Source organism: Arthrobacter rhizophilus (assembly GCF_026241105.1).
Lineage (GTDB): Bacteria > Actinomycetota > Actinomycetes > Actinomycetales > Micrococcaceae > Arthrobacter.
The window spans coordinates 162,162-173,757 of sequence record NZ_JAPFFT010000001.1 but is presented as its reverse complement, the minus strand read 5'-3'; the positions used below and the strand labels follow the sequence as shown (position 1 = coordinate 173,757).

The 11,596-nt window shown below is 64.6% G+C and carries 13 protein-coding genes; 9 read left to right on the top strand and 4 right to left on the bottom strand.

Annotation, left to right across the window (positions count from 1 at the left end; all coding sequences use genetic code 11):
* Positions 1-25 precede the first annotated feature (25 nt).
* Complete coding sequence (locus OOZ51_RS00770; protein WP_265976977.1) at positions 26-1,069, top strand: pirin family protein; 1,044 nt, start codon at positions 26-28, stop codon at positions 1,067-1,069.
* 2 nt (positions 1,070-1,071) lie between these two features.
* Here the strand turns inward: OOZ51_RS00770 and OOZ51_RS00765 are convergent, their stop codons facing one another.
* Positions 1,072-2,001 carry an N-acetylglucosamine kinase gene (locus OOZ51_RS00765; protein ID WP_265976976.1) on the bottom strand — a complete coding sequence of 310 codons (930 nt, stop codon included), beginning with the start codon at positions 1,999-2,001 and terminating at the stop codon, positions 1,072-1,074.
* Between the two features lie 34 nt (positions 2,002-2,035).
* Positions 2,036-3,010 carry a LysR substrate-binding domain-containing protein gene (locus tag OOZ51_RS00760; RefSeq protein WP_265976975.1) on the bottom strand — a complete coding sequence of 325 codons (975 nt, stop codon included), beginning with the start codon at positions 3,008-3,010 and terminating at the stop codon, positions 2,036-2,038.
* A gap of 81 nt (positions 3,011-3,091) precedes the next feature.
* Between OOZ51_RS00760 and OOZ51_RS00755 the strand changes: the two genes are divergently transcribed.
* On the top strand, positions 3,092-4,411 hold the full coding sequence (locus OOZ51_RS00755; RefSeq protein ID WP_416346327.1) for an MFS transporter: 1,320 nt from the start codon (positions 3,092-3,094) through the stop codon (positions 4,409-4,411).
* 6 nt (positions 4,412-4,417) lie between these two features.
* On the opposite strand, the gene OOZ51_RS00750 is transcribed toward OOZ51_RS00755, so the two are convergent.
* Complete coding sequence (locus OOZ51_RS00750; RefSeq protein WP_265976973.1) at positions 4,418-5,581, bottom strand: trans-sulfuration enzyme family protein; 1,164 nt, start codon at positions 5,579-5,581, stop codon at positions 4,418-4,420.
* Between the two features lie 131 nt (positions 5,582-5,712).
* Between OOZ51_RS00750 and OOZ51_RS00745 the strand changes: the two genes are divergently transcribed.
* A complete protein-coding gene (locus tag OOZ51_RS00745) occupies positions 5,713-6,216 on the top strand; it encodes an Lrp/AsnC family transcriptional regulator (protein ID WP_395797851.1) in 504 nt (167 codons plus the stop codon).
* 43 nt (positions 6,217-6,259) lie between these two features.
* Here OOZ51_RS00745 and OOZ51_RS00740 read toward each other — a convergent pair whose 3' ends face one another.
* On the bottom strand, positions 6,260-7,498 hold the full coding sequence (locus OOZ51_RS00740) for an MFS transporter (protein ID WP_265976972.1): 1,239 nt from the start codon (positions 7,496-7,498) through the stop codon (positions 6,260-6,262).
* Between the two features lie 168 nt (positions 7,499-7,666).
* On the opposite strand from OOZ51_RS00740, the gene OOZ51_RS00735 reads away from it, so the two are divergent.
* From OOZ51_RS00735 to OOZ51_RS00710, 6 genes are all read left to right on the top strand, one after another.
* Positions 7,667-8,242, top strand: coding sequence for an Lrp/AsnC family transcriptional regulator (locus OOZ51_RS00735; protein WP_265976971.1), 576 nt, complete (start codon positions 7,667-7,669; stop codon positions 8,240-8,242).
* Positions 8,243-8,251: 9 nt separating this feature from the next.
* On the top strand, positions 8,252-8,677 hold the full coding sequence (locus OOZ51_RS00730; protein WP_265976970.1) for a DUF1761 domain-containing protein: 426 nt from the start codon (positions 8,252-8,254) through the stop codon (positions 8,675-8,677).
* An 18-nt stretch (positions 8,678-8,695) separates the two neighbouring features.
* Positions 8,696-9,691: a magnesium/cobalt transporter CorA gene (gene corA / locus OOZ51_RS00725; protein WP_265976969.1), complete on the top strand. Its 996-nt coding sequence runs from the start codon at positions 8,696-8,698 to the stop codon at positions 9,689-9,691.
* Positions 9,691-10,224 carry an AFG1/ZapE family ATPase gene (gene zapE, locus OOZ51_RS00720; RefSeq protein ID WP_265976968.1) on the top strand — a complete coding sequence of 178 codons (534 nt, stop codon included), beginning with the start codon at positions 9,691-9,693 and terminating at the stop codon, positions 10,222-10,224. Before corA ends, zapE begins: the two co-directional genes overlap by 1 nt.
* Before the next feature lie 136 nt (positions 10,225-10,360).
* Entirely contained in the window at positions 10,361-11,215 is an 855-nt protein-coding gene (locus OOZ51_RS00715) for a low temperature requirement protein A (protein WP_265976967.1), read from the top strand.
* Positions 11,212-11,586, top strand: coding sequence for a low temperature requirement protein A (locus tag OOZ51_RS00710; protein ID WP_265976966.1), 375 nt, complete (start codon positions 11,212-11,214; stop codon positions 11,584-11,586). The genes OOZ51_RS00715 and OOZ51_RS00710 overlap by 4 nt, the downstream gene beginning before the upstream one ends.
* The last annotated feature ends 10 nt before the right edge of the window (positions 11,587-11,596 follow it).

The following is an 11,596-nucleotide window of genomic DNA, read 5'->3' as shown; positions in this document are numbered from 1 at the left end:
ACATTTCAGCACATGGAGTTGTATCGTGACCAACTTGGAAACGGCCCCGTCCCAGGAAGTCTGCCCTGCCGGTCACCCCGGCCAAGGACCTTGTGTACAGCTTTGGCCGTCCCGCGACGTTCCCTTGGGCGGCGTCCGAAATATGACGGTCTCCCGTACGCTCCCCCAGCGTGGCCTCCCGACGGTGGGCGCGTGGTGCTTCCTTGACAGCTTCGGCCCGGATCGCGTGGCGATGGGCGTCCTCCCCCACCCGCACATGGGCTTGCAAACCGTCACGTGGCCGCTCCTGGGCGAGGTGCGGCACCGCGACAGCGTGGGAAGCGACGTCGTAGTCCGTCCAGGGCAGTTGAACATCATGACCGCCGGCCGCGGCATTTCGCATTCCGAGTTCGCCGTCCTGCCTGCAGGACTTCACCTGAACGCGCCCGACGGCAGCGCCCTCCTGCCGCTGTCCCGCGGCCTGCAGTTGTGGGTTGCCTTGCCGGACGCAGTAAGGCACCGGACGCCGTCGTTCCAGCAGATCGTCGACCTGCCGGTGGTCGCGACGGACAGCTTCAGGGCCACCGTGCTCGTCGGCGAATTCGCCGGGCAGCGCTCCCCCGCCATCATGTACAGCCCGATTGTCGGCGCCGACATCTCGGCCTCGGGCGCCGTCGAACTGCCCCTGAACCCGGTCTTCGAACACGCAGTCCTGGTTTTGGACGGCTCCGCGGTGATCGAAGGCCAAACAGTTGACCCCGGCCCCTTGGCCTTCCTCGGGACCGGCCGGGAATCGCTCCGCCTCGAGGCAACTCCCGGAACCCGCTTCATGCTCCTCGGTGGCGAACCCTTCGAAGAAGACATCCTCATGTGGTGGAACTTCGTGGGCCGGACGCACGAAGAAGTAGAGAAAGCGCGCGAGGACTGGGAAGCCCAGGCGCTCCTGGGCGAAGACGATGCCCGCGTAGCGCGGTTCGGCTTGATCAATGGCCATGGGCCCGACGCCGGTGCAGAGGCCGGGCGAATTCCCGCACCGCCCATGCCGGGAGTCCAGCTCAAGCCGAGAACCCGGAACAGGGCCGGGGAGTAGGGCTAGGCCTGTTCGGCCAGGATCTGCAGCACACCGAACACAGGTTCCTGGTCCAGAACCCGAACATCCGTGATTCCGTGCGCGGCCAACCCTGCCCGGAAAGCGGACTGCAAAGGCTCTACATTCATGCCGAGCCCGCCGCCCAGGATCACCGGTCCATGGAGGCCAAGTTGCCGAACGGCCTGCGCCGCAAGTTCGGCGAGATCCCGTCCTGCCTGGTCCAGCAGGAGGCGGCTGATCTCAAGCCCTTCGCGGGCGGTTTCCACCACGGCAGCCGCCCGCTGGGCCCAGTACCGCCTATCGGTGTCCTCCGAATGGAACAAGGAAATGAGCCTATTGGGGTCGTCCACCCCGCAGGATTCCAGGAGGGCTACTGTGAGGCCATCGGGCTCCAGCCCTTTGTTCATCCGGCGGAGGCTGTGCCGCACCGCTTCCCGGCCCAGCCAATAACCGCTGCCCTCATCGCCCAGGAGAAAGCCCCAGCCGCCGGCACGGGCTTCTTCGCCGTCGGCGTTCTTTCCCCAGGCGGCGGAACCAGTCCCCGCAATGACGGCCACCCCAGTGTTTGCCCTGCCTGCCGCCAGCAGCAGGCGGGAATCGTGGACCACCGTGACCTCTGCACCCGGAACATGTGGCTCAATCAGGTCGGCTAGGGCACGGGCATCGGCGTCGGTGTCGATTCCGCCGGCACCGGCAAGGACACGGTCCACATGGCCGCCCCCGATCATGGCGAAGAGCTCCGCGAGATTTGCGGCCGCTACCTCACGGCTCACGTTCTGGACGTTGGAGCTGCCCGTGCTTTCGTCGCGGACCGGTTTACCGTCCTCGAACCGCACCCCGCGGGTCTTCGTGCCACCAATGTCCAGGCCGATGACCGTAGCCGGGACCGATGCGTCGTCAGGTCGGGGGGTCGCGCTATCTGCAGTCTCCACGTCCAAAAGCGTAGCGCGGGCGCACTGGGTGATCCTATTGGCTTCCGGAGCGCGCCCTCACAAGTCCCGCGAGCAGCCCAGGGCCTTCGGAAAGCACCAGCTCACGGAAAAGACGTACGGGGTCGGGTTCCGTGCGTCGTTCGCGCCACGCAATCCCGATCTCCCGGTACGCCAGCTCCGACTCAAGCGATACCTCTACCCAACCCAGGTCTGTGGAATCCAGGACGCCTTGAGGTCCCGGCCCCAGTCCTCCGGGTGGCAGGATGCTGTAGCCCAAGCCAGCGGACACCAGCCCGCGGATCGTGTGGGAATCCTGGCTCTCGAAGGCGACTCTCGGGCGAAAGCCCGCATCTCGGAAGATCGCGTCGGTCAGCGAACGCAAGCCGAACCCTGGCCCCATGGAAACGAATGGCTCATGCTTGAGTTCGGCAAGCCGCACGCTGGGCCGCTCAGCCACCGGATGCCGGTGATGGACCACCAGCCGCAAGGGCTCCCGGTAGAGCGACGCCGAGCCGAGACTCCTTCCCGAGGCTGCCACCGGGGCCGTCAAGGCGAAGTCGGCGTCTCCTGCGATGAGCGACTCTAGGCAAGCGGCCCGCGCTCCTTGGCTGAGTTCGAATGCCGTGGAGGGGTGGCGGCTCCGGAACGCGCTCATGAGCAGCGGCAACGTTGCTTCGCCGAAAGTGTGCTGGAAGGTCACTGCGATTCGGCCGCGGACAACATCGGATTCGTGGCGGACCGCGTCCAGCCCGGCCTGGAATTCCGCAAGCGCCGATTCGATATACGGAAGCAGCGTCTTTGCTGCGGGGGTGAGCCGGACGCCGCGGCCGTCGCGGATGAGCAGTTCGGTCCCGACGACGGCGCTGGCCCGGGCCAGCGCCCGGCTTACCGTCGATTGAGGTACTCCGAGCAGTTCGGCCGTCTCGGTGATGTGTTCTGTCCTGCCCAGCTCGGCAAGCAGGGGCAGCATGGGGAGCAATTGGACCAATTGTTTGTGTTCAATGTCCATGCGTTCCCCCTCCAGTCTGTCCGCGAATCCAGGCTGTCCGCGAAGCTTTCATCCAATTCTGCTATCAATCCTAAATGAATCATGCATTGGAATCATCACTTCGGGCCGCCGTACTGTGAAAAGGTGAGTACAAGCGCAGCATTCAAGAGCACCACCGAATCCCCCTGGGAAGGCCACCTGAAGGGCTCCGCTGCGTACCGGAGGATCCTCGCCGGGCTGGCCCTCGCCGGCGTCGCCACGTTCGCCCAGCTCTACTCCACCCAGGCAGTATTGCCACTAATGTCGAACGAGCTCAACGTCACGGCAGCCGAGGCAGCGCTCACCATTTCCCTGGCCACGGTAGGACTCGCGGCGACGGTGTTGCCGTGGTCATTCGTAGCCGACAGGATCGGCCGGGTGCGTGCCATGGCCATTGGAATCGCGGCAGCCACTGTCCTGGGCCTGCTCGTCCCCATGGCCCCCACCTTTCCCCTGGTCCTGGGCCTGAGGGCACTGGAGGGCATGGCGTTAGGCGGCATTCCTGCCATCGCTATCGCGTACCTCAACGAAGAGGTCAACAAGGTGCACGCCGCGCTGGCTGCTGGAAGCTACGTGGCAGGCACCACCCTCGGCGGGCTTGCCGGCCGCTTGCTCGCGGGGCCAATCGGCGAGTTGTGGGGATGGCGGGCTGCTGCCCTTGCGGTCTCCATCCTTGCCACGGTCTCAGCCGCCCTGTTCCTCATGCTGGTCCCGAAGCCGCGCCGCTTCACCCCAAGTTCGGCCGGAGGTTTCCGCGGCGCGATGAAGACCTTGGCAGGCCACTCCTCCAACCCACGGCTGCTCGCCCTCTATGTTCAGGCGTTCCTGCTGATGGGTGGCTTCGTGGCCGTCTACAACTACCTGGGATTCCGCCTGCACGCGGAACCGTTCGGGCTCCCAGCCACCGTGGTAAGCCTGATCTTCCTGGCCTATTTGTCCGGAACAGTGAGCTCCCGTTGGGGCGCGGGATTGTCCATCCGCTTTGGCCGCCGCACCGTCCTGCTCGCCGGCATCGCGACCATGACGGCCGGCCTTGGACTCACCCTGTGGGACAACGTCGCCGCGATCCTGGCGGGCTTGGTGGTCTTCACTGGCGGTTTCTTCGCGGCCCACAGCATCGGAGCGGGCTGGACCGGCACCATCGCGACAAGTGGACGTGCGCAAGCCGCCTCTTTGTACAACCTCTCCTACTACCTGGGTTCCAGCATCATTGGCTGGGCCGGAGGGCTCGCCTTCCAGGCGTTCGGGTGGAGCGCACTCGCCTGGGCGGTCATCGCCCTGGGGTGCACGACGGCGGTGATTACCGCCGTCGTGCACCGCTCCCCGGCGCGGGAGGACGCCGTCGTCGTCTCCTCAGTGAAACCGGCCGGGCAGGGACGATAGCGGACCCTACCGGGTGGACTCGATCGCCTGGACCAAGTCGTCGACGATATCGGATGGGTCTTCCAAGCCGATCGAAAGCCTGAGCATGCGCGCTTCGGGCCTGGCCTCCGGGGCCACGGGGCGGTGGGTCAGTCCGGCGGGGTGCTGTATGAGGGTGTCGATTCCACCCAGCGACACCGCGTGTGTGATGAGCCGGACCGCGCCCGGAATACGCTCTGCGTGATCGGCGGATTCAAGGTCGAAGGATATCAACGAGCCCGGACCGCTCATCTGTGTACCCACCAAATGCAGGGGATCGCATTCGGGAAGCCCGGGGTAGTACACCTTGGCGACGAGTTCGTGGCTGGCGAGGGCGGCTGCGACCTTGTGGGCATGGTCCTGCTGGGCCCTGACGCGGATGGGCAGGGTCGCAAGGCCCCGGTGCAGCATGTAGGCCGGCCACGGAGTCAGGATGCCTCCGGTCACCGCACGGACCCGGCGCAGCCGGGTGGCCCACTCCGCACTCGTTGCCACCACGCCGCCCATCGCATCGCCATGGCCGCCCAGGAATTTTGTGGCACTATGGAGCACCATCGCTACGCCATGCTTGAGCGGCTGCTGGAGAATCGGAGTGGCGAAGGTGTTGTCCACGAGCACCGGAATGTCCCCGGCGTCGGCCACCAAGCGGACAAGGTCCACGAGGTCCAGGCTCGGGTTCGCTGGCGTCTCCACCACCACCAGGCCGGTGTCCGGGCGTAGGGCGTCCCGCACGCCGTCGGCCTTGACGAAGGTGACTTGGTTGCCAAGGAGGCCGCTGGCCAGGACGTGGTCCGTGCCGCCGTACAGGGGCCGCACCGCAACCACGTGCGTCTTGCCTTCCGACTGGGCTGCCAGCAAAACGGCAGTGAAGGCGGCCATGCCGGAGGCAAAACCGACCGCTTGCGAGGCGCCTTCGAGCGCCGCAACACCATCTTCGAACCTCGCTACCGTAGGATTCCAGAGACGCTGGTAAACGGTGCTTTGACCTTCGATGTGGACGCCTCCTGTGGCCATCTGCTCGTAGGCCAGTCCGCCGTCATGAACAGACGGCAGCGGCGCAGTAGTTGAGAGGTCGATCGGAACGGCGTGTACGCCCAGTTCCGTGAGTCCGGCCCGGCCTGCGTGGACTGCAAGTGTGTCGATGGCTGTCACTGCTCTCCTTGAATTATTCACCGTTGAATTCGGTAAGTATCTGGCAATAATTCGGACATTGACAGTGCAAATGAATGGATTGAGTGGAAACTGGCACCTATGATGAACAGACAGCACTTTCAGGAGGATCCGTGAGCACCACCCCGAAGAACGTTCGGCCCGTCGGCATGAGCGAGCCCTTGGACGCAATCGACGAACGCATCCTCGCGGCTTTGGTTGACGATGCCCGGATCTCCAACAAGCAGTTGGCCGAACTGGTTGGAATTGCCCCGTCCACCGCTCTCATGCGCACGCGGTCACTCTCCGAACGCGGCATTATCGAGGGCTTCGAAGCGGTCCTCAGCCTGCCTGCAATCGGGCGTTCGGTCCAGGCCCTGATCGCCGTCCGCCTGCGTGCCCACGACCGCGACCAGATTGACCGCTTCACGGCCCGCGTGCCGGCGCTCCCCGCGGTGATCTCCACGTTCCACACTTCGGGCTCCGTGGACTACCTGCTGCACATCGCAGTAGCCAACACCGACGACTTGCGTGACTGGGTCCTGGACAACCTCGCTACGGACCCCGTGGTGGGCCACACCGAGACCACCTTGGTCTTTGCGCACATCCAGGGCAACCACGGACCGTTGCCGGAGTAGCGGGTGCCGGCTTCGCCGTCGTTCTTGCCCGATGAGCCTTTCGTCAGCCCTTCCGGAGCACCCCGCGGAAGGACACGGCCGCGAGCGCCATGGCTGCCAATCCGCACACAACGGTGAAATAGTTGGCCGCGACACCCAGTCCAAGTACCGAAGCCGCCAGGCCCAGCCCGATGACGGGCACAGCGCTGCCGAGGTAGGTGATGACGTAAACCGTGCTGATGATCTGGGCATGCCGCGATGCCTCCACTTTTCCTGCAACGTCATTGAACACCAGCCGGAACGCGATGCCCTGCCCAACACCGGCAGACAAGCTCGCCGCCACCAGCAGCACCGGGCTGGACATAGACGCCGCGGCACCCACAAGCACGATGGAAACTCCCAAGACAGCCAGTCCTGTGGGCACTGCAAACCGGCCGCGGGCGGTCAGCAATTGGCTTAGGGCGGACGCACCCAGCGTCAGCCCGGCGAGCAGCCCGGTCATAGGGCGCGAATCTGCGTGCACGACCACGGCGAAGTAGCCGGGCGCGAGCGAAAGGCAGAATCCGAACACGGCAAAGCTCAGGAATCCTACGCTCGAGGCGAGCCAAAACGCTCCCCTTGCCTCCCTCGACACCGAGGGCCGGCGAGGGGCGAGGACCGTGTAGGGCCGCGGACCTTCGGCAGGCCGAATCGCAGGCCGCGCTTTGAGAAGCCACAGCGGTACCAGCAAAAGGAGAAGCACTGCGGCGTGGATGATGAATGGCGTAGAGGTTGCACCCGGGAGCAGCGAAAGCAGTCCGCCGATGGCAGGACCGGCGGCCACCCCGCCGGACGAGGAAAGCAAGGTGAAGCGCGAGGCCCATTCCGGCCGGTACGGGAGCAATTCCCGGAGCGCTGCCGAGCTCGCCCCGGTGGCAAGACCGACGGCGACGCCCTGGAGCATGCGGCCGGCTGAGAGCATCAGGAGGTTGTCCGCGTTGGCGAAGACCAGTCCGCCCACCAGGCCGACGAGAACAGCCAGCACCAGGGCCGCGCGCCTGCCGATATGGTCCGACCAGTGGCCAGCGAGCATCAGCACAGCCACGAGCGCCAGGACGTAGCTCGCAAAGGCAATAGTCACACCCAGCGAGGTTATCCCCAGTTCCGCTTGAAGCAGCGAATACAGCGGACTCGCCAGGTTGGCGCCGACCAGCAATGTGAACATGACGACGCCGGCCAAGACCAGCCGTGCCGTAGTGGAAGCATCCCAGCCCCAGCGCTCGGCGGTGGCCGGGCGCATGCGCAGTTCGCTAAAGACAGTCATTTCCGTGCCTTCGCCTCAGCGGCCATCCCGAAACCTGGCCTCGTGGGCCGGGACGGTCATGGCCCAAACATTGATGGCAATAGGATTCCGCAAACCTGCTACATAGGGCAGCTAGACATGGAACAATTGATCAAAACAGTCAAAAGTGATCTCCACTGATGACCACGAATGATCTGGAGCGATGACGTGAGCACCCTCGACCCGACGGACCTGAAGATCCTCCTGGAGTTGATCCGTGATCCCAGGGTCCAGATCGGCGAACTCGGCGAGTCACTGGGGATTGCGCGCAACACCGCCCAATCGAGGATGCGCCGCCTGGTTCGCTCGGGCGTACTGAACGACGGCGGCCGCGAAGTCGACCTCGAAAAGGTGGGCTACGACGTCGTCGGCTTCGTCACCCTGGAGGTGACACACCGGGAACTCGACGGCGTGATCGGAGCCCTGCGCCGCATCCCCCAGGTACTCGAGGTGCATGAAATCTCCGGGAGGGGCGATCTCTTGTGCCGGGTGGTGGCCACCGACACGCACAACCTGCAAACCGCGCTTCGCTCCATCCTCAGAATCAAGGGCGTCATCCGTACGGAAACAGTCCTCGCCCTGCACACCCACATCCCCTACCGGACAGAACCCCTCATCGGCAGGCTCGTGGACGCCGCCGAGACGGCCAGCACCGCGAAGGCCAGTACCGCGAAACGGGGCAAAGGGCAGCTTGCGGCCGAATCGGCCCTCAGCGAAGCCGACTAGGATTCCAGAATGAATTGGCTCTCTTCTCTAGCGCAACTCAACTGGCTGGCCATACTGGTGGCGTTCGTTTCCAGCATGGTCATTGGATTTGTGTGGTACATGCCGGCAGTCCTCGGCCGGCGATGGATGCAGGCCATCGGCAAGACCGAGGAAGACCTCAAGAAGATCGACGGCGGCGCCCGGATCTGGATCCCCATGATGGTTGCCGCAGCTCTGACCAGCATCCTGCTGGCAGTTCTCATCGGCAAGTTGGGGGTGCACGGAAGCGTGTCCGGCGGTTTCTTCGCGTTGGTAGTTGCCATGGTTTTCCGCGCCGGAGGCCACGTCATCCATAACGGTTTCGCGGGCAGGCCATCCGCCCTGACGCTCATCGATTCCGGCCATGACATCGTGGCCATGACTGTGGCCGGATCAATCATCGGGGCATGGCAGTGACGGGAGGAGAATAGCCTCGTGACCATCATTGACAACGCCGTCTACGTCAACGGCATCCGGACCGCGACTCCGGGAAGCCTCGAGCAGAGTGTCGAAACGCTGGCCGCCCACGGCGGAATGGTGTGGATCGGACTGTACCGGCCGGACGAGACGGAAATGGCGGCAGTGGCTGCCGAGTTCGGACTCCACCTGCTCGCAGTCGAAGACGCCGTCAACGCCCACCAGCGGCCCAAGCTGGAACGCTACGACAACAACCTCTTCACAGTCCTGCGGCCCGCGCGGTACCTGGACGATACGGAGACTGTGGAGTTCGGTGAGCTTCACATCTTCACAGGGAAGAACTTCGTGGTCACGGTGCGTCACGCGGAGACGCCCGGGGTGGCCCAGGTCCGGCACAATCTGGAACAGCAACCGGAGCTGCTGCGTCACGGGCCCGAAGCCATTCTGTACGCCTTGCTGGACCAAGTAGTGGACGATTATGGCCCGGTGATTTCGGGGCTGGAAAACGACATTGACGAGATCGAGGACCAGCTTTTCGGTGGCGATCCCTCCGTTTCCCGGCGCATCTATGAACTTGCCAGCGAGGTCATACAGTTCCAGCGCGCAATCAACCCGCTCCCGGCCATGATGGCGTCCCTGAAGCGCGGGTTCGAGAAATACGGTGTGGACATTGAGCTGCAACGCAAACTCCGCGATGTGGAGGACCACGTCGAACAAGTGATTTCCCGCGCCAATGGGTTCCGCGACCTGCTGCAGAACGCCCTGACCCTCGATGGCACGCTGACCGCGAACCGGCAAAACGAGGCGAGCGTGGCACAGAACGAACAAACCAAGAAGATCTCCTCGTGGGCAGCAATCTTCTTTGCACCGGCATTCGTTACCGGGCTCTACGGCATGAACTTCGACGTCATGCCTGAACTCCATTGGCCGTTCGGCTACCCCATGGCGATCGGACTCATGATAGCCGCGGGCTTGCTCATGTACGTCATCTTCAAGCGGAAAAACTGGCTCTAGTGATTCCCGGAGAGGAGGCCTTCAGCAGGGGCAGGATCATCACACCCGGGACGACGGCGCAGCTGGGCGCCTTCGGTTTGTTCCCGCCGTCGAAGTCACAAGAACGGGTCCTCTCCCCCACGGCGCAACGGCTCACCGCCAAAGCGGCAGACGATATGCTCTGGATCAGTTTCTCAGAGTTATGCGGCGGACTGACGTCGAGGGCTGACTACCTGGCCTTGGCAATGGACTACAAGACCTGGGTGGTCGACGGCGTCCCCTCGCCAACGGTGGAGTCGGCCTCCGGTTCCGCCCCCGCGTGGCATCGGTTCAGCGACGTGGTAGATGTCCTGTACGACCAGGACATCACCCTGTTCCTGGTAGGCCACGGCCCCCTGGATTGGGATCTCGCCCAGGATCTGGCCCACCGAACAGGCTCCCCCCATACAAGCGCCCAGCCGGCTGACTTGGCCAGAATCGCAAGCCGGCTATCGCTCCTGGGCCGGGTGGAATCCTCTGCCCCCTTTGAAGAAGTAGAAGCCGGCGGCAGCTGAGCGCTGGGCCCGAGGGAAGCCGATATCGCTAAATCGCCCCGCTGGCAGTCGGCCGCGCGGCCGGTATCCCCGCCCGATCCTACCCGTGGGGCGGATGATCCTCCCCGACAGCGGCTCATCGGAGTAACTTTCATGTATGAGCCTTACCCATCGGCTCGGACGTATGCCAGGGCGCGATCCAGCCGAGCAACACCGGACCTCGACCCCGCTCGAGCTGCTCTTCGACCTCGTCTTCGTCGTGGCCTTCAGTGCGGTCTCGACGCAGACGGCGCTGCTCCTCGAGAGAGGACATTGGTCGGCCGCGGTCACCGGGTTCGTCCTTGGGGTCTTCGCGATCAGCTGGGCGTGGGTGAACTACTCGTGGCTGGCCTCCGCATATGACAACGACGACGTGTTCTTCCGCATCGCGACGTTTATCGAGATGATCGGGGTGCTCGTAATCGCCCTCGGCATGCCACCCTTCTTCCGGTCGATCGACGAAGGCCGCCATGTCGACAACGCGATCATGGTGAGCGGGTACGTGATCATGCGTGTCGCCGCGGTCGCGCTCTGGCTGCGCGCTGCGCGGCATGATCCTGAGCATCGGCGGGCGTGCCTGACCTACGCGGCTGCCGTGTCGGTGGCGCAGGTCGGATGGGTGGTACTCATCTTCGCCTCGCTCCCGATCGGGTCGACGTCGTGGATCATCGGGGCTCTCGTCGGCGTCGAGCTGTTGGGCCCGCTCCTCGCCGAGCGCAAGGACGGTGGCACCCCTTGGCATTCGCACCACATAGCTGAACGGTACTCGCTGCTCGTAATCATCACACTCGGCGAGGTGATCCTCGGCACTGTGCTCGCGATCTCGGCCGTCGTCGACCGGTCGGGTTGGTCGGTCGAGGTCGTGCTCGTCGCCTCCGGCGGCACCGCCCTTGCCTTCGCGATGTGGTGGTTGTACTTCACCGTCCCATCCGGGCGGGTACTGGGACATCATCGCCGTCGCGCGTTCGGATGAGCTACCTGCACATCGTCGTGTTCGCCGCGGTAGTCGGCACCGGCGCCGGCCTCCATGCCGCGGCGATCTTCATCTCCGGTGGGAGCCACATCGACGCCACCGCCACAGTGCTCGCCGTCGCCCTTCCAGTGTTCGTCTTCGAACTGACCCTCGTGACCATCTACTCACTCCTGCTGCGCACTGCCGACCGCTACCACATCTGGATATTCAGCGCGGCCGCGCTCGCCCTTGTATCCGCGGTGGTGGGCCTCGGTGCGAGCGTGGGCGCCGCGCTGCTCCTCGTCGCTGCCTCGCCCGCGCTCATCGTCGTCGCTTACGAGACGGTCGGCTACCGACACGAGGAACAGGCTCTCAGGGAGGCTGAGGCCTGACGCTGCCCTA